Raw genomic sequence first — 26,830 nt, forward strand, 5'->3', positions numbered from 1 at the left:
TCCCGCCCTCGCCCGCATAACTTCTGTCATGAATCTGCCCCTCCCCGCCAACAGCGCTCTGGCAGGCTTTCACCCCGCCGTCAGCGCCTGGTTCAACAAGACTTTCCCGGCGGTCACCGCCGCTCAGGCCCGTGCGTGGCCGTTGATCCAGCAGCGCCGGTCGACGCTGATCGCGGCGCCCACCGGCTCGGGGAAAACCCTGACCGCGTTTCTCGCCGTGCTCGATGAGCTTGTCCACCGCGGCCTCGAACACCCCGACGGCCTGCCCGCCGAAACCCTGGTGGTCTATGTCTCGCCGCTGAAAGCGCTGTCCAACGACATCCAGATCAACCTGCAGAATCCGCTGGCCGGCATTACCGCGCAATTGCGCGAACTGGGCCTGCCCGAGCTGACCATCACCACCGCCGTACGCACCGGCGACACGCCGCAAAAAGATCGCGCCGCCATGCGCAAGAACGCACCGCACATTCTGGTCACCACGCCGGAATCGCTGTACGTGCTGCTCGGTTCGGAATCCGGGCGCAAGATGCTCGGCACCACGCGCACGGTGATCATCGACGAAATCCATGCCATGGCCGCCGGCAAGCGCGGCAGTCATCTGTCCTTGAGCCTGGAGCGTTTGCAAGCACTCTGCGCCGAGCCGCTGACCCGGATCGGCCTGTCCGCCACGCAGAAACCGGTGGAGGCGGTGGCACAGTTTCTGGTCGGTCACGAACGCCCCTGCGAAATCGTCGACATCGGCCACGCCCGCCCACGAGACCTGGGCATCGAGGTGCCGCCGGTGCCGTTGTCGGCGGTGATGGCCACCGATGTCTGGGGACTGGTGTATGACCGCCTCGCCGAACTTGCTCGCGAGCACCGCACCACGCTGATTTTCGTCAACACCCGACGCCTCGCCGAGCGCCTGAGCCGGCATCTGAGCGAACGCCTCGGCAAGCAGGCGGTGGCGGCGCACCACGGCAGCCTCGCCAAGGAGTTTCGCCTCGACGCCGAACAGCGCCTCAAGCGCGGTGAGTTGCAGGTACTGATCGCCACCGCGTCGCTGGAGCTGGGCATCGATATCGGCGAAGTCGACCTGGTCTGCCAGATCAGCTCGCCGCGTTCGATTGCCGCGTTTCTGCAACGGGTTGGCCGCTCTGGCCATCAGGTCGGCGGCACACCCAAGGGCCGTCTGTTCGCCACCACCCGCGACGACCTGATCGAGTGCGCCGCTCTGCTCGACTGCGTGCGCCGGGGCGAGCTCGATACGCTGCACATACCGGAAAAACCGCTCGACGTGCTGGCGCAGCAGATCATTGCCGAAGTCAGTTGCCAGGAATGGTCGGAGGACGCCTTGTTGGCGATGTTCCGTCGCGCCTGGCCTTACCGCGATGTCGACGAAAAACATTATCAGGCCCTGCTTAGCATGCTCGCCGAAGGGTACAACGGCCGTCAGGGCATCCGTAGCGCGTACTTGCATCGCGACGTCGTCAACCGCACTTTGCGCGGCCGGCGCGGCGCGCAACTGACCGCCGTGACCAGTGGCGGCACCATCCCGGACAACGCCGACTACAGCGTGCTGCTCGAACCGCAGGGCTTGAGCATCGGCAGCGTCAACGAAGATTTCGCCGTGGAAAGTATCGCTGGCGACGTGTTCCAGCTCGGCAATACCTCGTACCGAATCCTGCGGGTGGAGAGCGGCAAGGTCCGCGTCGAGGATGCGCAGGGCATGCCACCGACCATTCCGTTCTGGCTCGGCGAAGCCCCGGGGCGCAGCGATGAACTGTCGGCCGCCGTCGCGCGCCTGCAAGGGCATCTGGATGAGCTGCTCAGCGCCAGCCCCGGTAATCTGCAACCGGCGTTCGACTGGCTGACCGCGACACTTGGCCTCAGCCTCGCCAGCGCCGAGCAACTGGTCGAATATCTCGCTCGCGCGCGGCAAACCCTCGGCGCCCTGCCCTCGCAGGACACGCTGTTGATGGAGCGGTTTTTCGACGAGTCCGGCGGCACCCAACTGATCATCCATACGCCGTTCGGCAGCCGCATCAACCGCGCCTGGGGCCTGGCCCTGCGCAAGCGTTTCTGCCGCACCTTCAACTTCGAGTTGCAGGCCGCCGCCAGCGAAGACGCGATCGTGCTGTCGCTGTCCGCCAGTCACAGCTTCGAGCTTGATGAAGTCTGGCGTTATCTGCACAGTAATAGCGCCGAACACACGCTCATTCAGGCCGTGCTCGATGCGCCGTTATTCGGCGTGCGCTGGCGCTGGAATGCCGGGGTGGCGCTGGCGCTGCCGCGCTTTACCGGCGGACGCAAAGTCGCCCCGCAGCTGCAACGGATGAAAAGCGAAGACCTGATCGCCAGCGTGTTTCCCGACCAGATCGCCTGCCTGGAAAACCTCGCCGGCGAGCGCGAAGTCCCCGAGCATCCGCTGGTGGAACAGACCCTCGACGATTGCCTGCACGAAGCGATGGACAGCGAAGGCTGGCTGACCCTGCTGCGGCGCATGGAGCGTGGCGAGGTGCGGCTGATCAGCCGCGACCTGCCGGCACCGTCGCCGCTGGCGGCGGAAATCCTCAGCGCCCGGCCGTACACGTTTCTTGATGACGCGCCGCTGGAAGAACGGCGCACGCAAGCGGTGATCAACCGGCGCTGGAGCGATCCGCAATCGACCGATGACCTCGGCGCGCTGGACGCCGATGCGATCACGGCGGTGCGCGAAGAAGCCTGGCCGGCGCCCAATTCCATGGATGAAATGCACGAAGCACTGATGAGCCTTGCCTGCATCAGTGACGCCGAAGCGCGAGCCAACACGGCTTGGCTGGATTGGTTGCAGGCGCTGATGGCCAGCGGGCGCGCCTGCCTACTGCGGATCGACGCCGAGCATCAGTTATGGCTGGCCCGCGAACGCTTGAGTTGCCTGCAGGCGCTTTATCCACAGGCCACGTTGTCGAGCGCAGCAGTGGCGCTACCCGGATTCGACGAGGCGTGGACATTCGATGAAGCGCTGGTCGAAGTGATCCGCGCCCGCCTCGGTGCCTTTGGGCCGACCCCTTTGCCAGCCATTGCCGAGCCGCTCGCCCTGCCCGCCGCGCAAGTGAGTCAGGCCCTCGCCCGACTGGAGCGTGAAGGTTACGTCTTGCGCGGGCAGTTCACGCCGAAAAGCGCGATTGAAGAATGGTGCGAACGCCATCTGCTCGCGCGCATCCATCGCTACACGGTCAAGCGCCTGCGTCGGGAAATCGAACCGGTGGCGTTGCAGGACTTCACGCGCTTTCTATTCGACTGGCAGCATTTGTCACCGACCACCCAAGGTCAGGGCAGCGCAGTGTTGCCAGCGATTGTCGGCCAGTTCGAAGGTTACCCGGCGGCAGCTTCGGCGTGGGACAGCGACATCCTGCCGGCACGCCTCAAGGACTATTCGCCGAGCTGGCTGGATGAGCTGTGCCGCAACGGCAAACTGGTGTGGACGCGTATCAGCGCGCGACAGAAAGTCAGCGGCTCGGCATTGCGCAGCACGCCGATTGTCCTGCTGCCGCGCAGTCAGGTGGGTTTGTGGAGTGCGCTGGCTGAGCAAACCCCAGTGAGTGAGTTATCGCTGAAAACGCAGAAAGTCTTCGAGGCGCTGAGTCAGCATGGCGCGCTGTTTTTTGATGAGCTGATTCATGAAGCGCGCCTGCTGCGCAGCGAGCTGGAAATCGCCCTGCAGGAACTGGTCGCCGCCGGGCTGGTGAATGCCGACAGCTTCGCCGGCCTGCGCGCGCTGATCACCCCGGCAAGCAAGCGCCAGCAGCGCAGTAGCCGACGCGGGCGCGGCGCGTTTATCGGCGGAATGGACGATGCCGGGCGCTGGGCGTTGCTGCGCCGTGGTTCGTCAGCAGACACAGCCGAGACGCTCGAACATGTGGCCATGACCCTGCTGCGCCGCTACGGCGTGGTGTTCTGGCGCTTGCTGGAACGGGAAGCAGACTGGCTGCCGAGCTGGCGGGAATTGCTGCGCACCTTCCATCGACTGGAGGCGCAGGGCGAGATTCGTGGCGGGCGCTTTGTCAGTGGTCTGGCGGGCGAGCAATTCGCGCTGCCGGAGGCGATTCCCCTATTGCGCGAAGTGCGCCGGCGCCCGCATGACGGCAGTCTGGTGGCGGTATGTGGAGTTGATCCGCTGAACCTGGCGGGGACACTGTTGCCCGGGGTGAAAGTGCCGGCGCTGGTGAGTAATCGGCTGGTGTATCGCGATGGCGTGCCCGTGGCGGCTGTGATTGCCGGCAAACAGCAGATCTGGGTGGAACTGGACCAAGTGGCCATGGAGCAGATAGGCCGGAAGTTGATCCGGCATTGAGGGTGTCTGTTGTAGTGCCATCGCGAGCAGGCTCACTCCTACATTCTGGAATGCATTCCCCTGTAGGAGTGAGCCTGCTCGCGATGAGGCCGGGACATTCAACGCAGAGCTCAGATCAGGTCCGCGACTCCTGCGGCACCTCAGCCGCCACCACCGCCCCCTCCTCCTGCCGCTTCGGCAAAAAGACGTGCTGTGGATAAGTCTGCGCAAAATGCACATTTGCAGTGTTATCCACAAGCTTCTTCAAGCGCTGGTTGAACGCCCGGCTCACCGCATATTGCCCACCGGACACCGTGCGAAATTGCGCCGTCAGTACCACGCCGTTGAGATCCATCCTGTCCACCCCGAACACATCCAGCGGCCCTTGCAGGTTGTACTTGAGGAACGGGTCTTCGCGGATCGAATCGCCGGCCTCGCGGATCAGCTCGATGGCCTTGTCGACGTCGGTGTCGTAAGTGAACTGCACCGAGAAAAACGCGAAGGCAAACTGGCGTGACTGGTTGGTCACAGCCTTGATCTGACCGAATGGCACCGAGTGCACAAAACCCTTGCCGTCACGCAGGCGCAGGGTGCGGATGGTCAAGCCTTCCACAGTGCCGGCATGGCCGGAATCCAGCACCACCCAGTCGCCAATCGACAGGGTGTCTTCGATGATGATGAACAGCCCGGTGATCACATCCTGCACCAGTTGCTGCGAACCGAAACCGATGGCCAGACCGACCACACCGGCACCAGCCAGAAGCGGCGCGACGTTGATGCCAAGATTGGCCATGGTAGTGATCGCGCAGATCACCACGAGGATGATTTTGATCGCATTGCGCAACAACGGCAGGATGGTTTTCACCCGCGTGCTCGGCTGGCGTGCCGCGCGTTTGCTGACCGGCGGTTTCAGCGCTTCCTGAATCGCCGTGTCGAGCACGACCCACAGCAACCACGTCACCAGGAAGATCAGGCCGATACTGCTCAAGGCATTGCTGATCGCCCGGCCCACCGTGCTGCTCTGGGCGAAATCGAGCAATGACACGCCCCAGATCCGCCCGAGAATATCGATGAACACAATCGCCATGACGATGCGCAGCAAGGCATGCAACAGGCTGAGAAAGCGTTCCTTGTAGGCACTGCTGCGCTGGAGCGCCTCGGCCTTGCGCGACTTGAACAGGTGCTGCAACACAGTGCTGAGGAATACCGTGGCGATCAGCAGCACGGTGGTGAACAAGGCGCAGCGCAGGGCTTTCTGATTGTCCTCGCCGATGCCGATCAGACTGACCGCCGAGACCAGCACCATGAGCACGATCGGCCAGTACCACAACCCGGAAAATATCCGCAGCGACTCTTGCAGCGACGGTTGTTTCAAACGCTGGGCCAACGGGCGATTGCGGATCAGATGGGCCACCGGCCGGCGCAGGCGGATCACCAGCAAACCGAAAATCACCGAGGCGATCAGCCCGGTGAACACGGCGATACTGCTGGTGATATTGCCGCCCAGTTGCCGGGCGATCTGCGGGCTGGTCAGGGCATCACTGAGAGCAGCGAGAAAACCGATCAGGAACAGCGGTCGCGGACAGTATTCACGGATAATTCGCGCGGCGGTGCGTTTGTGGCCGACGTTGAACATCACCACGACGCACAACAACATCGACGTGGAAAAGATACCGCTGCTGGTGGCGTAGGCCAGACATAGCGCCAGCGCGCGCCCCACTGAACCTTGCAGAAAATGGCTGACATACAGCGTCAGCGGCAGGCAGATCAGTGCCGGCACGGTGTACGGCAGCACATAGCCGAGCAGGTCCTGACTGCGCTGGCGAGTGCGCAACCAGCGCCCCTCGCGCAGACGCTTGGCCAGCAGACTGCCAAGCACGGTCAACAGGGCGAAACTGCCCAGCCACACACCCGACAGCGTGAGGAAATCCCCGGCCACGCTCCAGCCCGAACGGTTCGACGGTTGCTTGACCAGCCGATCGACCTCATCCGCCGCGCGGTCAGCACGCAGCCGCCAGGCATCGACCAGGTGTTCGTTGAGATCGAGTTTTTCCTGCACGTCGTCGATGCTCGTACTGATCGCCCCGAGCAGACCGCCCTGCACCAGCGGTTCCGGTTCGGCGGGCTTTTCCGCCGTGTCAGCGGGAGCCGGAACGCCCGGCAGCGCGGCGGCCTGCGATGTGGTGACGCCGAAGCACAACAGCGCTCCCAGCAGAATGGCGATCCTGAAATTGCGCAAAACTCCGATCTCCCGTGGCTGAACAACCTGTAAGGAACTGATCGGTAATTGCCCGGCAAGTTCAAGAGCCCCCTCACCCCAGCCCTCTCCCCCAGGAGAGGGAGCCGACCGAGTTGCATGACCAAACTCACCAACTGCACGTCTTGAGTCGAACTCAAGTCCTGAAGACCATGAAGATCTGCTCCCTTCACAGTCGTACGCGATTTCAGGTGACATGAAGATCTGCTCCCTTCCCCCTCGCCACCTTGGGGGAGAGGGTTGGGGTGAGGGGGTGAGCTCTTGATCCTCGCTTCACCCGCGACCGTCCGTAACACCACCGAAACTTTCCCGCCCCCGGCGCAGTCATCACAGAACATCGGCAACACGAGGACTTTCTACGGGAGGATGGGATGGCGACGATTCACATCGGTATTTCAGGCTGGCGCTACGCCCCGTGGCGCGGGGACTTCTACCCGAAGGGACTGGCGCAGAAGCGCGAATTGCAGTTCGCCTCTCGCGCGGTCAACAGCATTGAAATCAATGGATCGTTCTACGCCCTGCAACGACCCGAACGTTACGCCCAGTGGTACGCCGAAACCCCCGATGACTTCGTATTCAGCGTCAAGGCGCCGCGCTTCATCACCCATGTGCGCCGCTTGCGCGAAATCGAAAAGCCGCTGGCGAATTTCTTTGCCTCAGGCGTGCTGGAGCTGAAGGAAAAACTCGGGCCGATCCTTTGGCAGTTTCCGCCCAACTTCAAATTCGACGCCGAGCGCTTCGACCAGTTTCTTGCGCAACTGCCCCACGATACCCAAGCCGCAGCCGCCCTCGCCCGCCAGCACGATTCGCATCTGCCCGGCCATGCCAGCGTCAAGGCCTGGCGCAAGAAACCGCTGCGCCATGCGGTGGAAATCCGTCATGAAAGTTTCATCGACCCGCAATTCGTGCGCCTGCTCAAACGCTACAACACCGCACTGGTCATTGCCGACACCGCCGGCAAATGGCCGTACCGCGAAGACCTCACCAGCGACTTCGTCTATCTGCGCCTGCACGGCGCTGAAGAGCTCTACGCCAGCGGCTATTCCGAACAAGCACTCAAGCGCTGGGCCGAGCGCATCGACGCCTGGCATCACGGCAAACAGCCGGAGGACGCACATCTGATAGCCCCACGCCTGAAACCCCGCGCACGCAAATCCCGTGAAGTGTTCTGCTACTTTGACAACGACATCAAAGTCCGCGCGCCCTACGACGCACGCAATCTGTTGCAGCGCTTCGACCTCGACCAAGACCTCGCCACAACTCCCGGGCAAGTCGCCGCTGAAGGAGTTCTGTCATGAGCATTCCCGAACCGGTCGGTTTTACCGACGAAGGCTCCGTGGTCTCACCCTCGGTGCGTACGTTCACTGTCCTGACGGTCAATACCCACAAGGGCTTCACCGCGCTGAACCGGCGCTTCATCCTTCCGGAGTTGCGTGAAGCGGTGCGCAGCGTCGCCGCCGACGTGGTGTTTCTGCAGGAAGTCCACGGCACCCACGAGCAGCATCCGAAACGCTACGACAACTGGCCGACGATGCCGCAATACGAATTCCTCGCCGACAGCCTCTGGCCGCAGTTCGCCTACGGGCGCAACGCGGTGTACCCGGCGGGCGACCACGGCAATGCACTGCTGTCGAAATTCCAGATCATCCGCCACGACAACCTCGACGTATCGATCAGCGGCCATGAAAACCGTGGCCTGCTGCACTGCGTGCTGCGCCTGCCCGGAGACGGCACCGAGGTGCATGCGATCTGCGTGCATCTGGGCCTGCGCGAAAGCCATCGCAATGCACAACTGGATCTGCTGCTGCAACGTCTCGCCGAATTGCCCGCCGATGCGCCGGTGATTGTCGCCGGCGACTTCAATGACTGGCGCCAGCGCGCCGATGCGCAGCTCAAGCCCTGTGGCCTGCGCGAAGTATTCGCCGAACACCACGGCAAACCGGCGCGCAGCTTTCCCGCGCGACTGCCAGCGCTGCGGCTCGACCGCATCTACGTGCGCAACCTCAAGGCCAGCCTGCCGAAAGTCTTGACCAACCGGCCCTGGTCACATCTTTCCGACCACGCACCGTTATCGGTGGAGATTGAACTATGAACAGTGCGCCACTGGAAAAATCCGCCGTCGAACCGGTCACGCTGAACCCGCCGGTGCGCGAGCCCGGCCACGTTGACGTCGAGTATCAATGGCACAGCAATAACCGCGTAGAACTGCTGGAAAACGGCGAGGAATATTTCCCCCGTGTGTTCGAAGCGATGCGCGCGGCCAAGAGCGAAATTCTGCTGGAGACCTTCATCGTCTTCGAAGACAAGGTCGGCGCCGAGTTGCAGCAGATCCTCATCGAAGCCGCCCAGCGTGGCGTGCGCACCACGGTCAGCCTCGACGGCTTCGGCTGCGGCGAGCTGAGCACCGGCTATCTGTCGGCATTGAGCGATGCCGGCGTGCATCTGCAGATCTTCGATCCAGCGCCCAAGCACCTGGGCATCCGCACCAACTGGTTTCGCCGTTTGCACCGCAAGATCGTGGTGGTCGACGGTTTGATCGCGTTCATTGGCGGGATCAATTTTTCCGGCGATCATTTGGCCGATTTCGGCCCTGAAGCCAAGCAGGATTATTCGGTGGAGATCCAGGGCCCGGTGGTCGCCGATATCCATCACTTCGCCCTGCTGCAAAGCGGTCGTCCGGGACGCGCGCGGTTTTGGTGGCAGCGTCGGCGCCAGCGTCTGGCGGAAATGGCTTTCACCGATCACGACGGCCAGGTACGGCTGGTGTTCCGCGATAACGATCAACACAACACCGATATCGAAGACGTCTATCTGCAGGTGCTGCGCAAGGCCAAGCGCCGGGTGATCATCGCCAATGCCTACTTCTTCCCCGGTTACCGTTTGCTGCGCGAAATCCGCAACGCCGCCCGCCGAGGCGTCGATGTGCGGCTGATCCTGCAGGGCCAGCCAGACATGCTCGTCGCGAAACTGGCAGCGCGCATGACCTACGATTATCTGCTGCGCGCCGGCGTGCAGATTCATGAATATTGCCAACGCCCGCTGCACGGCAAAGTCGCGCTGGTCGACGATGACTGGAGCACCGTGGGCTCGAGCAATCTCGACCCGCTGAGCCTGTCGCTGAATCTGGAAGCCAACGTGCTGATCCGCGACCGCGCCTTCAATCAGCACCTGTACGAACGCCTCGAAGACCTCAGCCAGAACCACTGCAAGGCCATGGACGCCAATCTGTTGCCGCGTGGACGGATCTGGCACATGACTGTGGGTTTTCTGGTGTTCCACTTCCTGCGGCACTTCCCGGCCATGGCCGGTTGGCTGCCGGCGCATAAACCGCGTCTGAAGCCTTTCCGAGGTGCGCGGCCATGAGTCATTCCGAAGTCCATTCCGATAGCCATTCGGCACCCGCGGCGCCGTCGAAATGGAGCCGCTGGAAACGTCCGCTGACGCTCCTGTTTTTCCTCGCGCTGATCGTCCTGCTGACAATGTTCGCCACCCGCATCGAATGGGCCGAGGTGCTGGAAACCCTCGCCGATTTCAAGGTGCGCACGCTGGTCATCGCTGCCAGCCTGACCCTGCTGAGCTTTCTGGTGTACGCCAGTTTCGACCTGATCGGCCGCACCTACATTCGTCAGGACCTGACGTGGAAGCAGATCCTGCCGGTGGGCATCATCAGCTACGCCTTCAACCTCAACCTCAGCGCCTGGGTCGGCGGCATCGCCATGCGTTATCGGCTGTATTCGCGGCTCGGCGTAAGCAAGGGCAACATCGCCAAAATCCTCGGCCTGAGCCTGGCGACCAACTGGTTCGGCTACATGACCATCGCCGGTGTGGTCTTCAGCAGCGGTCTGGTGCGCATGCCGCCAGGCTGGAAACTCAGCAGTGACGCGCTGCAACTGGTGGGTGTGTTGTTGCTGTTGGTCAGTGCCGGGTACCTGGCGGCGTGTCAGTTTTCCAAGCGCCGCGAGTGGTCGATACGCGGCGTGGAAATCAACCTGCCGTCGCTGCGCATGGCGGTCCTGCAATTGCTGTTGGGCGCCTTGAACTGGTCGCTGATGGCGGCGGTGATTTTCACCTTGCTGCCGAGCAAACTGGATTATCCGCTGGTGCTCGGCGTGCTGTTGATCAGCGCGATCGCCGGGGTCATCACGCACATTCCAGCAGGGCTGGGTGTCCTTGAAGCGGTGTTTGTCGCGCTGCTGCAGCACGAAGCGTCGCGCGGCAGTCTGGTGGCGGGACTGCTGGCGTATCGGGCGATTTATTTTCTGTTGCCGCTGCTGATTACGGTGGTGATGTATCTGGTGGTGGAGGCCAAGGCCAAGGCGCTGCGGATCGAGAAAAAACCGTCCTGAGAGAGTTGTTGAATGGGAAATTGCAATCGCGAGCAGGCTCACTCCTACAGGGGGAACGCATTCCAAATGTAGGAGTGAGCCTGCTCGCGATAGCGTCCGCAAGACCACCGAAAATCATCTGGATTGGATAATGCTCAACCGCTCCCCCACCACCATCTCGGTAATCCAGTCCACCAGGATCGACGTGTAGGCCTGCTGCGACACCGGATCACTCAATGCGTGATCGGCGCCATCGATGATCCGGTGAGTCAACGAGTGAGTCTGCTGACACGCTGCGCGGTAACTCATGATCGTCGCGTGAGGTACGAAGTCGTCGGTTTCCGACTCCACCAGCAGCACGTCACCGGTGAATTGCGAACAGGCGTGCAAGGCGCGATTGCTGTCGGCACGCACCAGCGTATTGCGATAATCGCGCAGATCGGCCTTGTCCAGATCGCGCTTGGGCGTGTGCCACTGTTCATCGCGGTACAGCGCCGGCACGCGCAGCGCCAGCCAGCGCACCGGGCGCAATGAGGTCAGGATCGAAGCCAGATAACCGCCATAACTGGTGCCGACCACGGCGATCGCCGAGGTGTCGAGGGCCGGGTGCGCCAGCAGGCGATCATAGGCTGCCAGCAAGTCACGCAGATTATCCTCACGGGTCACGCGGGACAGGGGAATCCCGGTGCCGCCGGTATGCCCGCGCAGGTCGAAGGTCAGGCATACGCAACCCAGGCCGGCAATGCCTTTGGCCCGTTCCAGATCGCGCTCCTGACTGCCGCCCCAACCATGGACGAACAACACCCCCGGGACTTTCGATTTGGGACTGAGAAAAGTCCCGCTCATCTGTTCGTCATCGATGTCGATTTGAATGCTTTCGCTTCTAGCCGTCATAGGATTGGACCGTCACATATTTGAGAAGAAACGCGCTGTTTTCCGCCGGGCCGCGATAGACCTCGATGGCGTCCGCCGGCAGCGCCTGATCGATATAGGTTTCCACCGACGACACGCGGATGGCGCGCATCTGTGGATCGTTGACGAAGCTTTGCAACGCGGCCACTTCAGCACTGCTGGCGCCGCCCATGCGCCAGGATTGTTCGAGCACGCCGCTGCGCTGGTTGCCGTCGGCGTCCAGGCCTTGGGCGATATCGTAATTGCGCCGCGAGGCGAAGAAGCGTGGGTAGGCTTCGTCAGCAGCGCTGTCGAATACCTGCGCCTGTTCGATGGCCAGGCGCACATCATCGGGCAGATCCAGCGCGAGCAACGCGTCATAGCCGCCCTGCACCACCAGCAGGTTCGAACCGCCGTAGACCTCTTCGCCGTGACCGTCCTCGGTCAAGTATTGATCACCGCAGTAACTCAAGACCTTGCCGCCGATAAACGACTGGCCGACGCTATGGGTGACCACGTTGCGCAAGTCCTGCTCCAGCACTACGCCGTCACTGAACAAACTTTGTGCTTCGGGGCGCGCGAGGATTTCATCGAACGCGTCGAGGCTCTTGATCACTTCCTGGCCGCGACCGGCGCACGCGTGAATCGGTTTCAAGCGAATCGGCCCGGCGTACAGCAGATGCTCGGCGGCGGGCCGCGCATCTTCCAGGGCGAATACGCTGAGACCATCGAGTACTACGTTGCGCACCCGCTCCGAGAACAGCGGCGACCAGCCCTGCGGCGCCTGCGCCAGATGGCTGCGCAGGCCGTGGCTGATCGCTTTGGTGCAGATGAAATCGTATTCGACGTAGCCGCCCCACAAGTCATCAGGGCCTTTGATGCCCAGCGCTTGAGCATGGGCGGCGCCGACGATGGTTTGCGTCGGCAGCAGGTACAGTTCGCGGCCTGAATGTTTCGCCGGATCGTAACTGCCGCCGAATTTGCAGCCGAGAATCTGCGCCAGCCAGCGCGCCAGGGCCTTGTTGGTCTCGACTTCATGTCGCGGCGCCTCGGCACGCACCGAATGGGCCACGACGATTTTCTTGCTGGGTGTCGGGGTCATGCGTTCCCCTTTTCATCAGTCGATGGGTTCACTCACGGAAATTGCAGAGATCAGGCCAATCATCGATCTCAACAAACCGCCCGGTAATCGGGTGTTTGCCGCCGAAGTGCTGGCATCGCGCCTGTTTCAAACTGCACGACGGCGGGTAAAACTCCGGCAAATTGCACGATCCCGCGCCTCAGCGCATTCCCCTGTAGGAGTGAGCCTGCTCGCGATAGCGGTATCTCATCCAACACGAATGGTGACTGACCCACCGCTATCGCGAGCAGGCTCACTCCTACAGTAGTTCATCGTTGCCTGGGCTATCGCGTCAGGCCGAACCTTGCGCGGTAATCACTTGGCCCCAGCCCGGTGATCTTCTTGAAGATCGCGCGAAACGCGCCTGGATCCTGATAGCCCACCGTCCAGGCAATGTGATCGATCGTGCCATTGGTGAATTCGAGCATTTCCCGCGCCTTGCCCACCCGCAGGTGCTGGCAATACTCGGTCGGTTTCAAGCCTGTCGCGGCGCGGAATCGGCGTAGAAACGTGCGCTCTTCCAGTCCCGCGCGCTCGGCCATCGCCGCCAGCGAAACCTCCGTCGCCCCGGTGCTTTGCAGCCAGTGCTGGACCTTGAGAATGGCCGCGTCGCCATGACTGAGGATCGGTGCGAAATTGCTTCCGCATTCACTGGCGCTGTCGCTGTGTTCCATCACCAGAAAACGCGCGGTCGCGGTGGCGATGCTCGGGCCGAGCAAGCGATCGACCAGACGCAATCCCAGTTCCGACCAGGCCATGAGCCCGGCCGTGGTGATCAGGTCGCCGTCATCGACAATCGGCGTGTCGGCCTTCAGTTTGATGTGCGGATAACGCTCGGCGAACGCCTGGGCCGAGGTCCAGTGGGTGGTGGCGCTGCGCCCGTCGAGCAAGCCGCTTTCGGCCAGCATCAACGAGCCTACGCAGACGCCACCGAGGGTTGCGCCGCGTGCATGCTGATCGCGCAGCCATTGCGTCAGGCTCGCGGTCATCTGCGCTGCATCGAACCCGCCGAGGGACGGCGGAATCAGCACGGCAAGCAAAGCGTCCTCGGTACCCGGATGACTGTCATAGACCCGCGCCGGCAACTGCTCGCCTGCAACCTGCCAGTGACTGACCCGCAGCACGGGCAACCGCGCAGCCTGATGCTCGGCGGCGATACGGTTGGCCACCGCGAACAGATCGGTCAGACCGTGCACCGCCGCCAGTTGCGCGCCGGGGTAAATCAGCACGCCCAGCTCAGCGGTGGCGGCTTTTTGTGCAGCCATTGTCAGTTTTCCCCCGTCTATTGTCGGTGCGGCTAATCCTCGGATCCTCGGCCAGCGTCAATACTGAGGCCACACCCAATCACCTTCTCGAGGACAATCCCATGGCCAAGCAAGCGCTCATCGTAGTCGATATCCAGAACGACTACTTCCCCCAAGGCAAGTGGCCGCTGGTCGGCGCCGACGCCACTGCCGACAACGCCGCGCGGCTGATCGCAGCCTTTCGCGAAGCGGGCGATTCCGTGGTGCACATTCGTCACGAATTCACCTCCGACGATGCACCGTTTTTCACTCCCGGCTCCGAGGGCGCCGAACTGCATCCGAAGGTGCGCAACCGTGCCAACGAGCCGGTGGTACTCAAGCACTTCGTCAACTCGTTCCGCGAAACCGAACTGAAATCGGTGCTCGACGAACAAGGCATCACTGACCTGGTGGTGATCGGCAGCATGAGCCATATGTGCATCGATGGCATCACCCGCGCGGCGGCGGACATGGGTTACGGCGTTACGGTGATACACGATGCCTGCGCCAGCCGTGATCTCGAATTCAATGGCCTGACGGTGCCGGCTGCCCAAGTGCACGCAGCCTTCATGTCGGCGCTGAGTTTCGCCTACGCCACTGTCGTGTCGACTGACCAATTCCTGCACAGCAACGCCTAGCAACAACTGCATAACCCAAAGGCCCGCCGCGTTGCGGGCCTTTTTGCGTCTGTCATGAAAATCTCACGCGTGAGTCATTGATGGCACTTTGCATTGGTTGTAGTGTGGCCCACGCGTGAGATGCTCATAACCGGATTCCAGCCATGACAAGCCGCACTCCGACGCCTGCCGCAGCCAGCCCCAGGGGCGAGCGTGCCAGGACGTCAGCGAAAAAACCCTCGAGCTTCTACATGAAGCAGATGCGCGCAGGCCTGGCCGCCGCCGGTTATGTGAAACACGAGACTTGGGTGCTTCCGGAAAACCGAAGCTTGCTCAAGCAAATGGAGCAACAGCTACGCCAACCGATCCTGGCTGGCTCTTTCATGTCGGAGAAATACATGAGCGCAGGCAACAACTGGACCATCGATAGCCTCTTCAATGCCTTCAAGGCGCTGGACGAGGTGGCTTCGCAAGAGATCACGCTGTCGCTGATCCAGAGCTCCGAGCCGAGCATCAAGCTGGAAATGAACGAATTCGGCGGCCTGCCGATTCACATCGCCCTGGCCGGCCAGCAGATCATCGTCGACACCGTGCTGGTGGACATCGACTCGATCAGCAATGTCCAGGCGTTCAACGATGCCGTGCTGCGCAGCCGCGAGATGTTCCCGCTGTCGTCGATCGGTATCGAGTCGATGCCCAACGGGCAGACCGTCTACAACATGTTCGGCGCCCTCAGCGCTGATTCGAGCCTGACCAACGTGGTCACCGAGGTGAAAACCCTGGTCGACAACGTGCAGCGCGCCAGCGAAGCCTTCGAACACTTCTTCAAGTAATCAACAGGGAATATCCAATGACTCAGTCCATCTGGAGCAAGTTGTTCACCGCGCTGCGCGGCGGCGCCAACGAAGTCGGCGAAGCCATCGCCGATCAGCAGGCGCTGCGCATCCTCGATCAGGAAATCCGCGACGCCGACAGCGCGCTGTCGAACGCCCGCCGCGAACTGGTGACGATCATGGCCAAACACAAACTGGCCGCCGACCGCGTTAGCGAGTACGACGCCAAGATCAAGGATCTTGAAGCCAAGGCCGTCGCCGCACTGAATGCCGGCCGTGAAGACCTGGCGCTGGAAGTGGCCGAAGCGATTTCGACCCTGACCAACGACCTCGCTGCCGAGAAGAAGCTCAGCGATGAATTCGGCGCCTACGCCGACAACATGCGCAAAGACATCAGCAAAGCCGAATCGCGGATCAAGAGCCTGCGCCAGCAAGTCGACATGGCCAAGGCGCGCGACAGCGTGCAAAAGGCCCAGGTCAGCGCATCCATTGCCAGCGGCGGCGCCAACGGCAAACTCGAGACCGCCGTCGGCACCCTGAATCGCCTGCAAGCCAAGCAGCAGCAACGCGCTGCCGAACTGAGCGCAGCGGACGAACTGGCCGACGCCTCCAGCGGCAACGACCTGGAACGCAAACTGCGCGACGCCGGCATCACGCCGAACGAAGGCAGCGCCAACGCGATTCTTGAGCGGCTGAAGCAGAAGTCCGCGCAGTAAGCTGTTGCGCAACCCTTTGTAGGAGTGAGCCTGCTCGCGATGGGGCCAAAACATTCAACTTCAGTGTTGACTGACCCGCCGCCATCGCGAGCAGGCTCACTCCTACATTGTTTGCGCTGAGCTATTGCCCCTGCTCGTACACCCCTGCGCCCGGTACACTACCGCCACTTTTTCAACCCCGAACACCTCCACCCGCTTCAAGGAACGTACCCATGGGATGGTTTAAAGACTTGCTCGGCACCAGCACCTGGCAGACCGCTGCGCCAACCACCACCGGCGCCAGCGGCCCTCTCGGCATGGCGCAAGGCAAAGGCGTGCGCTTTGACACGACCCTGGCGCTGCTGCTGGAAGGCTCGACGTCGGTGCGGGTGCCGTTCGATCAAGCGGTGTGGAGCGCCGGCTGGGTCGATCTCGGCCAGTCCAACAAATTGCACCGCTATTACATGAACGACGAGGATTTCTGGGTACAGATCCACGTCACGGGTGAAGACCAGATCGAGTCGGTCACCCTGTTCAATTACCTCAGCTATGTGACGGTCAACAGCGACGCCGAACTGCAGCGTCTGGCCGGCCCCAACAGCCTGATCGGCCTGCCGACCTACACCCGTGACGGTGTCGAATACACGCGCGAATGGGGCACCGAGCTGCAGCAGACCGAACTGGTGCCAATGACCGAACACGTGGTCAACCCGGACGAGTCCTACACCATCAAGCACCACGCGATGCTGTATGCCCGCGACACCGGCCTGACCGATCGCCGCGAACTGCTGTTGTTCTCCGTCGAACAGGATGAAGAAGGCACCGTCAGCCTGAGCACCTCGCTGGGCATCTCGCTGTACACGACTGATTTGAGCGCCATCTAAAAAGGAAGTTTTTCATGCTGGAAGTGTTGGCCGTTTCCCTGAACAAAACCGCGCTGGTCGGTTTTGTCGTCTACCTGATCGGCGCCGTGTTGCTGTTCATGCTGTTTCAATTCGTCTACACGCGCATCACCGCGCACAAGGAATTCGAGCTGATCCGCGCCGGCAATACTGCTGCGGCTATCGCCCTGTCCGGCGCAATCATCGGCTTCGCCATTCCCGCGAGCAATGTGATTGCCTACTCGGTCAACGTGCTCGACTTCGTGCTCTGGGCGGTTATCGCTGCCGTTGTGCAATTGTTGGCGTTCGTGGCTACCGGGCTGGTGCTCAAGGGCACGTCCCAGCGCATCGCCAACGGCGAAGCGGCGGCCGGCATTTATGTGGCTGCCGTGGCGATCAGCGTCGGCATGCTCAATGCCGCGTGCATGACCCCGTCCCACTGACCGGCAGGAAGCCTCTCGATGAAACGCAGCAAATACGTGCAGTTGTCCCTCGCCGCGTCAGTGGCGATGGCCATTTCCGGTGAAGCGGCAGCAGTGGATCAGCCGCGCAGTTTTCAGAGCGTTGAACAGTGCGTTGACGCCGAAGTGGCCGCCGACGTCTGCTCCAGCGCCTACGTCGCCGCCCTTGGCGAACACCGACGCATCGCCCCGGCCTACGACGACAAGACCCAATGCGACGCAGACTTTGCCGCTGGCTGGTGTCAGAAAAACTCCGATGGCCGCTTCGTCCCCAGACTCGGCGGTTTCAAGGTGCCGCAGAAGGGTGAAGAGCCGCAAAATCTGGATGCCATTGCCGAGGCGCAAATGCCGGCGGGCGACACCACCAGCAGCAGCGCAAGTCACGGCGGCTCGCACTCTTCCGGCGGTTCAGGTGGCGGCGGCAATGGCTGGCTGAGCGGTTGGCTGATCGGCAACGCAATGAGCAACAACGCCGATCGCAGCGTTTACCGCGATCGTGAAACGCGCCAGCCGTACAACACCTCAACGCAGTATCGCAAAGCTGAAACGACCACGCGCAGCCAGCCGGATTACGAAAGCAGCAAGAGCAAACCGGTGAACGTCGCTGCGTCGACCTCGCGCGGCGGCTTCGGTAGCCAGTCCAGCGCCCGCAGCGGCTGGGGTGGCTGGGGCAGCAGTTCCGGACGCTCGAGCAGCTGACATGAAAAAGATCCACTGCGCCGAGCGCCCCGACTGGAAGCACACCGCCGAAAGCCTCGGTTTCCTGTTCCACACCATCGACGACGAACCGTACTGGGACGAAAGCGCCTACTACCAGTTCAGCCTCGCGCAGATCGAGAACGATCTCGAAGACCCGACCGCCGAACTGCATGAGATGTGCATGGATCTGGTTGAGCGCGTGGTAAACAGCGAGGCGTGGCTCGATCGCTTGAGCATTCCGGCGGCGTACTACGACATGATCCGCACCTCCTGGCGCGAAGGTCATCCGCATCTGTACGGTCGCATGGACTTTTCCTACAGCGGCAGCGGCCCGGCGAAACTGCTGGAGCTCAACTACGACACGCCGACCAGCCTTTACGAAGCGGCGGCATTTCAGTGGGGCTGGCTGGAGCAGTGCATCGAGCGCGGCACGCTGCCACCGCATGCCGACCAGTTCAACAGCATCGACACCAGGCTGCACCAGGCTTTCGCCGAACTGCAGTTGAAGCGGCCGTTCTACTTCGCTTCGATGAAGGATTCGGTCGAGGACAAAGGCACCACTGACTACCTGCGGTTGATCGCGGAAAAGGTCGGCATCGAATCACGCCACATCGATATCGAAGACATCGGCCTGACGGCTGAAGGCCGGTTCGTCGATCTGCAGGATCGCTGGATCCCGCACCTGTTCAAGCTGCACGCCTGGGAATTCATCTTCCACGAACCGTTCGGCACAGCGATCGCCGAGTGCGACACGCAGTTTTTCGAACCGGCGTGGAAGGCGATTCTGTCGAACAAAGGTGTGCTGCCGTTGCTGTGGGAACTGCACAAGGGTCATCCGAATCTGCTCGCCGCGCACCTCGATCCGAATCCGCAGAGCGCCGTGCCGAAAGGCTGGGTGCGCAAGCCGTACTTTTCCCGTGAAGGCGCCAACATCGAGCTGCAAACGGCCCAGGGTCTGATCGTCAAAGAGGATGGGCCGTACACCGATGCGCCGTTCATCCTGCAGGAGTTCGCGCCGCTGCCGAAGTTTGGCGACAGCTACACGCTGATCGGTTCGTGGGTGATTGGTGACGAGGCGGCGGGAATTGGTGTGCGCGAGGACAACAGTCTGATCACCAAGGACTCCAGCCGCTTCCTGCCGCACCTGATCCTCGACTGAAACGATTCCCCATGTAGGAGCTGACGAGTGCAACGAGGCTGCGATCTTTTGACGTTGCTTTTAAAGATCAAAAGATCGCAGCCTCGTTGCACTCGTCAGCTCCTACAGGTGATAGGGGTTGCGCTGAAATAGCCTCACAAAAAAGGCCCGTCGTTTAAGCGACGGGCCTTTTCAATGGAAGCGTTTACAGCGGCAAATCAGAACGGAATATCGTCATCGAAGCTGTCGAAATCCGGAGCCGGTTGCGGTGCGGCCTGCTGCGGCGCTGGTGGAGCCGAACGCTGCTGCGGAGCAGACTGCTGCGGGCGTGGGGCCTGCTGACGTGGCGCCTGCTGCTGGTAATTGTTGCCGCCGCCTTGCTGGTCGCCCTGCTGTGGACGGCCGCCGAGCAATTGCATGGTGCCTTGCATGTCGACCACGATTTCAGTGGTGTAACGCTTGATGCCGTCCTTTTCCCACTCGCGGGTCTGCAGCTTGCCTTCGATGTAGACCTGCGAACCCTTGCGCAGGTATTCGCCAGCGATCTCGGCAACCTTGCCGAACATCGACACACGGTGCCACTCGGTCTTTTCGACCTTCTGACCGGTCTGCTTGTCGGTCCATTGTTCGCTGGTGGCCAGACTCAGGTTGGTCACGGCGTTACCGTTAGGCAGGTAGCGAACTTCGGGATCCTGGCCGCAAGTGCCGACCAATATGACTTTGTTAACCCCACGGGCCATAACGTTCTCCTAAGCGTCGCACGCAGCCCCGGCCGGGTTGTTGACCAGGCGTTCGAGGGTGGTGCGATCCACTAATTCTTTGTCCAGTTTGATGTAAACAGCCGCCTCTTCGGCGACTATCACTGCATCTGTTACCCCTACCAGGGCCTTGAGGCGCTCGACCAGACCCGCTTCGCGGATCGCTTCGGGCGACAACGGCAAGCGCAGGCTCGTCACGTAGGGAGGTTCGCGCATGGTAACAGCAAAGGCCAGCCAAAGTGCAGCCAGCGCGGCGCATCCGAGGAACACAACCGACAGACCGCCATGCTGGAACAACCAGCCGCCGAGTATCCCGCCGAGTGCCGAACCGAGGAACTGGCTGGTGGAGTACACGCCCATGGCCGTGCCCTTGCCGCCTGCCGGTGAAACCTTGCTGATCAGCGACGGCAACGATGCCTCGAGCAGGTTGAACGCGGTGAAGAACACCACCGTGCCGATCACCAGGGCGCGCAGGCTATCGCCGAACTGCCAGAAGAATAGTTCAGTCAGCATCAGTGTCATGACGGCGCCGAGCAAAACTCGTTTCATTTTGCGTCGCTTCTCGCCGTAGATGATGAACGGGATCATGGCGAAGAACGAAATCAGCAATGCGGTGAGGTAGACCCACCAGTGCTGCTCCTTGGGCAAACCGGCTTTTTCCACCAGCGCCAGCGGCAGAGCAACGAAGCTCGACATCAACATGGCATGTAACACAAAGATGCCCAGATCGAGGCGCAGCAGGTCCGGGTGCCTGAGCGTCGGCATCAGTGCCTGTCGCGCCACGCCGGATTCACGATGCTGCAGTGGACCGGTGGACTGCGGCACCATGAACATGATGATCAGGATGCCGACCAGCGCCATCGCGCCAGTGGCAAGGAACAGTCCCGACAACCCGAAAGCGCTGGTGAGCAATGGCCCCACGACCATGGCCACGGCGAACGACAGGCCGATGGTCATGCCAATCATCGCCATGGCTTTGGTGCGATGCTGTTCGCGGGTCAGGTCGGAAAGCAGCGCCATGACCGCCGCGGAAATCGCCCCGGCGCCCTGCAGGATCCGCCCGGCGATCACGCCCCAGATCGAATCGGCCTGGCACGCGAGAACACTGCCGAGAGCGAAGACAATCAGACCGAGGTAGATCACCGGTCGACGACCGATGCGATCCGAAATGATCCCGAACGGGATCTGGAAAATCGCCTGGGTCAGACCGTAAGCGCCAATCGCCAGCCCGATCAGGGCCGGGGTCGCTCCCGCCAGATCCATGCCATAGGTCGCCAGCACCGGCAACACCATGAACATGCCAAGCATACGGAAGGCGAACACCAGGGCCAGACCGCTCGCCGCGCGGGTCTCGCTGCCACTCATGCGTTCGCTGTGGGGATCGTGCATGGAAAAACCTCGTGTGAACCGGCGGCGATTCTACCAGTCCCATCGGAAGACGGGGTATATCGCGACGCTATGACGCGTATAGATGAAACTCTCTTCATGAACGGCAGAACGCCCTTCGTTGGATAGTGTGCATCCATCCAGTATTTGCCCGTATACTCCTACGTTTTCGACGCCCGCCGAGCGAGGCCACTTTGGACAAGATCCTGATACGTGGGGCCCGTACCCACAACCTGAAGAACATCGACCTGACCCTGCCACGGGACAAACTGATCGTCATCACCGGCCTGTCCGGATCCGGCAAGTCATCCCTGGCGTTCGACACGCTGTATGCCGAAGGTCAGCGCCGCTATGTCGAATCGCTGTCGGCCTACGCCAGGCAGTTCCTGTCGATGATGGAAAAACCCGACGTCGACACCATCGAAGGCCTGTCGCCGGCGATCTCCATCGAACAGAAGTCGACCTCGCACAACCCGCGCTCCACGGTCGGCACCATCACCGAAATCTACGACTACCTGCGTCTGCTCTATGCCCGCGTGGGTACGCCGCGTTGCCCGGATCACGACATTCCGCTGGAAGCGCAGACCGTCAGCCAGATGGTCGATCTGGTGCTGGCGCAGCCGGAAGGCAGCAAACTCATGCTGCTGGCACCGGTGATCCGCGAGCGCAAGGGCGAACACCTGTCAGTCTTCGAAGAATTGCGTGCGCAAGGTTTCGTCCGCGCCCGGGTCAACGGGCGCATTTGCGAACTCGACGAGCTGCCGAAGCTGGATAAACAGAAGAAGCACTCGATTGACGTGATCGTTGATCGCTTCAAGGTTCGCGCCGATCTGCAGCAACGTCTGGCCGAGTCCTTTGAGACCGCGCTGAAACTGGCTGATGGCATTGCCCTTGTGGCGCCGATGGACGACGAGCCCGGCGAAGAAATGATCTTCTCCGCACGCTTCGCCTGCCCGATCTGCGGACACGCGATCAGCGAGCTGGAACCCAAGCTGTTTTCCTTCAACAACCCGGCCGGCGCCTGCCCGACCTGCGATGGCCTGGGCGTGAAGCAGTTCTTCGACATCAAGCGTCTGGTCAACGGCGAGCTGACCCTCGCCGAGGGCGCGATACGCGGCTGGGACCGGCGCAACGTCTATTACTTCCAGATGCTTGGCTCACTCGCCTCGCATTACAAGTTCAGCCTGGACAAGCCTTTCAACGACCTGAGCGCCGAGCAGCAGAAGTTCATCCTGCACGGCAGCGGCTCGCAGAACGTCGACTTCAAGTACCTGAACGACCGTGGCGACATCGTCAAACGCTCGCACCCGTTCGAAGGCATCGTGCCCAATCTGGAGCGCCGTTACCGCGAAACCGAATCGGCGAGCGTGCGCGAGGAGCTGGCCAAGTTCCTCAGCCATCAGGCCTGCCCGGATTGCCGCGGCACGCGTCTGCGCCGTGAAGCGCGGCACGTGTGGGTCGGTGAGAAAACCTTGCCGGCAGTGACCAATCTGCCGATCGGCGATGCCTGCGAATATTTCGCTGCACTGAAGATGACCGGGCGGCGCGGAGAGATCGCCGACAAGATCCTCAAGGAAATCCGCGAGCGTCTGCAGTTCCTGGTCAACGTCGGCCTCGATTATCTGTCCCTGGATCGCAGCGCCGACACACTCTCCGGTGGCGAGGCGCAGCGGATCCGTCTCGCCAGCCAGATTGGCGCCGGACTTGTTGGCGTTCTATACATCCTCGATGAGCCGTCCATCGGCCTGCATCAGCGCGATAACGACCGGCTGCTCGGCACGCTCAAGCATTTGCGCGATATCGGCAACACGGTGATCGTGGTCGAGCATGATGAAGACGCGATTCGTCTGGCTGACTATGTTGTCGATATCGGCCCTGGCGCAGGTGTGCACGGCGGGCAGATTGTTGCCGAAGGCACGCCGGACGAAGTCATGGCGCACCCGGATTCGCTGACCGGCAAATACCTGTCCGGCCGGGTGAAGATCGAAGTGCCGGCCAAACGCACGCCGCGCAACAAGAAGCTCAACCTGTCGCTCAAAGGTGCGCGTGGCAACAACTTGCGCAATGTCGATCTGGATATCCCGATCGGCCTGCTGACCTGCGTGACCGGCGTATCCGGCTCGGGCAAATCGACGCTGATCAACAACACGCTGTTCCCGCTGAGCGCCACGGCACTCAATGGCGCGACCACGCTTGAAGCGGCGGCACACGACAGCATCAAAGGTCTGGAGCATCTCGACAAAGTCGTCGATATCGACCAGAGCCCGATCGGTCGTACACCGCGTTCCAACCCGGCGACGTATACCGGGCTGTTCACGCCGATCCGCGAACTGTTTGCCGGCGTGCCCGAGTCACGCTCTCGTGGTTATGGCCCTGGGCGTTTCTCGTTCAACGTCAAGGGCGGGCGTTGCGAGGCGTGTCAGGGCGATGGCCTGATCAAGGTGGAGATGCACTTCCTGCCGGACATCTACGTGCCCTGCGATGTGTGCAAGAGCAAGCGCTACAACCGCGAAACCCTTGAGATCAAATACAAGGGCAAGAGCATCCACGAGACCCTCGAAATGACCATCGAGGAAGCTCGGGAGTTCTTCGACGCGGTGCCAGCACTGGCGCGCAAGCTGCAGACGCTGATGGATGTCGGCCTGTCGTACATCAAACTCGGGCAGTCGGCGACGACCCTGTCCGGAGGTGAAGCACAGCGGGTCAAGTTGTCGCGCGAGCTGTCCAAGCGCGATACCGGCAAGACCCTGTATATCCTCGATGAGCCGACCACCGGTCTGCACTTTGCGGATATCCAGCAGTTGCTCGACGTTCTGCATCGCCTGCGCGATCACGGCAACACCGTGGTGGTCATCGAGCACAACCTCGATGTGATCAAGACCGCTGACTGGCTGGTGGACCTCGGTCCTGAGGGCGGTTCCAAAGGGGGTCAGATCATTGCCACCGGCACGCCGGAGGAGGTAGCCGAAATGAAGCAGTCTCACACCGGCCATTACCTCAAGCCGTTGCTGATCCGCGATCGGGCTTAACTGCAAGGCATGAAAAAGCCCCTGTCACCGTTAAAGTGACAGGGGCTTTTTTGTAGCCGTTGCAATCAGGACGCGTGGGATTGCAGGTAGTTCTCGAGACCGATCAGCTTGATCAGACCCAACTGCTTTTCCAGCCAGTAGGTGTGATCTTCTTCAGTGTCGTTGAGCTGAACCCGCAGAATCTCGCGGCTGACGTAGTCCTGGTGCTGCTCGCAAAGCTCGATGCCTTTGCAAAGCGCAGCGCGGACTTTGTATTCGAGGCGCAGATCAGCTTCGAGCATCTCCGGCACCGTAGTGCCGACATCCAGATCATCCGGACGCATGCGTGGCGTGCCTTCGAGCATCAGGATCCGCCGCATCAATGCATCGGCGTGGCCTGCTTCTTCTTCCATCTCGTGGTTGATGCGCTCGTAGAGCTTGGTGAACCCCCAGTCCTCATACATCCGCGAATGAACGAAATATTGGTCACGCGCGGCCAGTTCGCCGGTCAGCAACGTATTGAGGTAATCGATTACATCTGGGTGGCCTTGCATCGCCCTACATCTCCCTTCCTGAAAGTCTGTAGTTTGAACCAACCTGACCGGAAGGTCACCCGCTTCGCGCAATAAAAGCGAAGATATTCCGAGAAAAGCAGGCCAAATAACGCAAAAACCGCCCAAATGAGGGCGGTTCTGCTTCTCGTTTAGACTTCGTTAAGCTGTACGTTGAGCAGGTTTGCGATTGCTTCTCCATACGCCCGATCGGCTTTGTAGAAATGCTGCAACTGACGATCGACGACGTCGCTGGAAACACCTGCCATCGCACCCGCGATGTTGCTGACCAGCAGCGCTTTCTGCTCCTCGCTCATCAAGCGGAACAACGCACCGGCCTGGCTGTAGTAATCGGTATCTTCGCGGTGATCATAGCGATCTGCGGCACCGTTCAAGGCCAGTGCTGGCTCTGCGTAATGTGGTGCTTGTTTCGGCGACTCGATGTAGCTGTTCGGTTCATAGTTCGGCGCCGCACCACCATTGCTGCCGAACGCCATGGAGCCGTCACGCTGATAAGTGTTCACCGGACTGCGTGGAGCATTCACCGGCAATTGCTGGTGGTTGGTGCCAACGCGGTAGCGGTGCGCGTCAGCGTAGGCAAATACGCGGCCTTGCAGCATGCGGTCCGGGGACAGACCCACGCCTGGCACCATGTTGCTCGGGCCGAATGCAGCCTGTTCAACTTCGGCGAAGTAGTTCAGCGGGTTGCGGTTCAACTCCAGCTCACCGACTTCGATCAGCGGAAACTCTTTCTGTGACCAGGTTTTGGTGACGTCGAACGGGTTTTCGTAATGAGCGGCCGCTTGCGCTTCGGTCATGATCTGAATGCACACGCGCCATTTCGGGAAATCACCGCGCTCGATGGCCTCGAACAGGTCACGCTGCGCGTAGTCCGGGTCGGTTCCCGCCAAACGGGCGGCGTCGGCGGGCGCCAGGTTCTTGATGCCTTGCTGCGTCTTGTAATGCCACTTGACCCAATGACGCTCGCCTTTGGCATTGATCAGGCTGTACGTATGGCTACCGAAGCCGTGCATGTGACGGTAGCCGTCCGGAATGCCGCGATCAGAAAACAGAATGGTGACCTGGTGCAGCGCTTCAGGCGAATGCGACCAGAAATCCCACATCATCTGCGCACTTTTCAGGTTGCTTTGCGGCAGACGCTTTTGCGTGTGGATAAAGTCCGGAAACTTCAGTGGATCACGGATGAAAAACACCGGCGTATTGTTGCCGACGATGTCCCAGTTGCCTTCTTCGGTATAGAACTTCAAGGCGAAACCGCGCGGATCGCGCTCGGTGTCGGCCGAACCACGCTCGCCACCTACGGTGGAAAAGCGCAGGAAGGTTGGCGTTTGTTTACCTACCGATTCGAACAGTTTCGCGCTGGTATATTCGGTGATGTCGCGAGTGACGGTGAACGTACCGTAAGCGCCCGAGCCTTTGGCGTGCACGCGGCGTTCAGGAATGTTTTCACGGTTGAAGTGCGCGAGCTTTTCGAGCAGGTGGAAATCGTCGAGCAGCAGCGGACCGCGTGGGCCGGCGGAGCGGGAATTCTGGTTGTCAGCGACTGGCGCGCCACTCGCGGTTGTAAGCGTTTTGGTCTGGCTCATGCGGTCTTCTTCCTCTGTCAGTCTTT

At 61.4% G+C, this 26,830-nt stretch carries 21 protein-coding genes; 13 read left to right on the forward strand and 8 right to left on the reverse strand.

What is annotated here, in order from left to right:
- Positions 1–28: 28 nt before the first annotated feature.
- The gene (locus tag BLU71_RS18740) at positions 29–4,315 is read left to right on the forward strand and encodes a DEAD/DEAH box helicase (protein ID WP_083353663.1); all 4,287 of its coding nucleotides are present in this window, start codon (positions 29–31) and stop codon (positions 4,313–4,315) included.
- 115 nt (positions 4,316–4,430) lie between these two features.
- Here BLU71_RS18740 and BLU71_RS18745 read toward each other — a convergent pair whose 3' ends face one another.
- Positions 4,431–6,533 carry a mechanosensitive ion channel family protein gene (locus BLU71_RS18745; RefSeq protein ID WP_083353664.1) on the reverse strand — a complete coding sequence of 701 codons (2,103 nt, stop codon included), beginning with the start codon at positions 6,531–6,533 and terminating at the stop codon, positions 4,431–4,433.
- 389 nt (positions 6,534–6,922) lie between these two features.
- On the opposite strand from BLU71_RS18745, the gene BLU71_RS18750 reads away from it, so the two are divergent.
- The 4 genes from BLU71_RS18750 to BLU71_RS18765 are packed head-to-tail and all read left to right on the forward strand — an operon-like array spanning position 6,923 to position 10,897.
- Complete coding sequence (locus BLU71_RS18750) at positions 6,923–7,849, forward strand: DUF72 domain-containing protein (protein WP_083353665.1); 927 nt, start codon at positions 6,923–6,925, stop codon at positions 7,847–7,849.
- Positions 7,846–8,643, forward strand: coding sequence for an endonuclease/exonuclease/phosphatase family protein (locus tag BLU71_RS18755; protein WP_083353666.1), 798 nt, complete (start codon positions 7,846–7,848; stop codon positions 8,641–8,643). The genes BLU71_RS18750 and BLU71_RS18755 overlap by 4 nt, the downstream gene beginning before the upstream one ends.
- Complete coding sequence (gene clsB / locus BLU71_RS18760) at positions 8,640–9,914, forward strand: cardiolipin synthase ClsB (RefSeq protein ID WP_083353667.1); 1,275 nt, start codon at positions 8,640–8,642, stop codon at positions 9,912–9,914. The genes BLU71_RS18755 and clsB overlap by 4 nt, the downstream gene beginning before the upstream one ends.
- Positions 9,911–10,897: a lysylphosphatidylglycerol synthase domain-containing protein gene (locus BLU71_RS18765; RefSeq protein ID WP_083353668.1), complete on the forward strand. Its 987-nt coding sequence runs from the start codon at positions 9,911–9,913 to the stop codon at positions 10,895–10,897. The genes clsB and BLU71_RS18765 overlap by 4 nt, the downstream gene beginning before the upstream one ends.
- A 114-nt stretch (positions 10,898–11,011) precedes the next feature.
- On the opposite strand, the gene BLU71_RS18770 is transcribed toward BLU71_RS18765, so the two are convergent.
- The 3 genes from BLU71_RS18770 to BLU71_RS18780 all read right to left on the reverse strand — a co-directional run bounded on the left by BLU71_RS18770 (position 11,012) and on the right by BLU71_RS18780 (position 14,152).
- A complete protein-coding gene (locus BLU71_RS18770; protein ID WP_083353669.1) occupies positions 11,012–11,770 on the reverse strand; it encodes an alpha/beta hydrolase family protein in 759 nt (252 codons plus the stop codon).
- Positions 11,760–12,869, reverse strand: a complete 1,110-nt coding sequence (locus BLU71_RS18775) for a DUF3182 family protein (protein ID WP_083353670.1) — start codon at positions 12,867–12,869, stop codon at positions 11,760–11,762. Before BLU71_RS18775 ends, BLU71_RS18770 begins: the two co-directional genes overlap by 11 nt.
- A gap of 302 nt (positions 12,870–13,171) precedes the next feature.
- Positions 13,172–14,152 (reverse strand): GlxA family transcriptional regulator, encoded by a 981-nt coding sequence (locus BLU71_RS18780; RefSeq protein WP_083353671.1) that lies wholly within the window; start codon positions 14,150–14,152, stop codon positions 13,172–13,174.
- 101 nt (positions 14,153–14,253) lie between these two features.
- Here BLU71_RS18780 and BLU71_RS18785 point away from each other — a divergent pair, with 101 nt between their 5' ends.
- The 7 genes from BLU71_RS18785 to BLU71_RS18815 all read left to right on the forward strand — a co-directional run bounded on the left by BLU71_RS18785 (position 14,254) and on the right by BLU71_RS18815 (position 19,515).
- Positions 14,254–14,808 carry a cysteine hydrolase family protein gene (locus tag BLU71_RS18785; protein ID WP_083353672.1) on the forward strand — a complete coding sequence of 185 codons (555 nt, stop codon included), beginning with the start codon at positions 14,254–14,256 and terminating at the stop codon, positions 14,806–14,808.
- A 230-nt stretch (positions 14,809–15,038) separates the two neighbouring features.
- The gene (locus tag BLU71_RS18790) at positions 15,039–15,620 is read left to right on the forward strand and encodes a YjfI family protein (protein WP_223259112.1); all 582 of its coding nucleotides are present in this window, start codon (positions 15,039–15,041) and stop codon (positions 15,618–15,620) included.
- A gap of 17 nt (positions 15,621–15,637) precedes the next feature.
- A complete protein-coding gene (locus BLU71_RS18795; protein ID WP_042610646.1) occupies positions 15,638–16,336 on the forward strand; it encodes a PspA/IM30 family protein in 699 nt (232 codons plus the stop codon).
- Between the two features lie 212 nt (positions 16,337–16,548).
- Positions 16,549–17,199 (forward strand): DUF2491 family protein, encoded by a 651-nt coding sequence (locus BLU71_RS18800; protein ID WP_042610647.1) that lies wholly within the window; start codon positions 16,549–16,551, stop codon positions 17,197–17,199.
- Between the two features lie 14 nt (positions 17,200–17,213).
- Positions 17,214–17,639 (forward strand): DUF350 domain-containing protein, encoded by a 426-nt coding sequence (locus tag BLU71_RS18805; protein ID WP_083353673.1) that lies wholly within the window; start codon positions 17,214–17,216, stop codon positions 17,637–17,639.
- A gap of 18 nt (positions 17,640–17,657) precedes the next feature.
- Positions 17,658–18,356, forward strand: coding sequence for a DUF1190 domain-containing protein (locus tag BLU71_RS18810; protein ID WP_083353674.1), 699 nt, complete (start codon positions 17,658–17,660; stop codon positions 18,354–18,356).
- Between the two features lies 1 nt (position 18,357).
- On the forward strand, positions 18,358–19,515 hold the full coding sequence (locus BLU71_RS18815) for a glutathionylspermidine synthase family protein (protein WP_083353675.1): 1,158 nt from the start codon (positions 18,358–18,360) through the stop codon (positions 19,513–19,515).
- Between the two features lie 197 nt (positions 19,516–19,712).
- Here BLU71_RS18815 and BLU71_RS18820 read toward each other — a convergent pair whose 3' ends face one another.
- Positions 19,713–20,234: a single-stranded DNA-binding protein gene (locus BLU71_RS18820; protein WP_042610650.1), complete on the reverse strand. Its 522-nt coding sequence runs from the start codon at positions 20,232–20,234 to the stop codon at positions 19,713–19,715.
- Positions 20,235–20,243: 9 nt separating this feature from the next.
- Entirely contained in the window at positions 20,244–21,641 is a 1,398-nt protein-coding gene (locus tag BLU71_RS18825; protein ID WP_083353676.1) for an MFS transporter, read from the reverse strand.
- 191 nt (positions 21,642–21,832) lie between these two features.
- Between BLU71_RS18825 and uvrA the strand changes: the two genes are divergently transcribed.
- Entirely contained in the window at positions 21,833–24,667 is a 2,835-nt protein-coding gene (uvrA, locus tag BLU71_RS18830; RefSeq protein WP_042610652.1) for an excinuclease ABC subunit UvrA, read from the forward strand.
- Positions 24,668–24,732: 65 nt separating this feature from the next.
- Here uvrA and bfr read toward each other — a convergent pair whose 3' ends face one another.
- Complete coding sequence (gene bfr / locus BLU71_RS18835) at positions 24,733–25,200, reverse strand: bacterioferritin (RefSeq protein WP_042610653.1); 468 nt, start codon at positions 25,198–25,200, stop codon at positions 24,733–24,735.
- A 149-nt stretch (positions 25,201–25,349) separates the two neighbouring features.
- Positions 25,350–26,804, reverse strand: a complete 1,455-nt coding sequence (locus tag BLU71_RS18840; RefSeq protein WP_065615574.1) for a catalase — start codon at positions 26,802–26,804, stop codon at positions 25,350–25,352.
- Positions 26,805–26,830 lie beyond the last annotated feature (26 nt).

The sequence above is a fragment of the Pseudomonas moraviensis genome, from assembly GCF_900105805.1.
Classification (GTDB): domain Bacteria; phylum Pseudomonadota; class Gammaproteobacteria; order Pseudomonadales; family Pseudomonadaceae; genus Aquipseudomonas; species Aquipseudomonas moraviensis_A.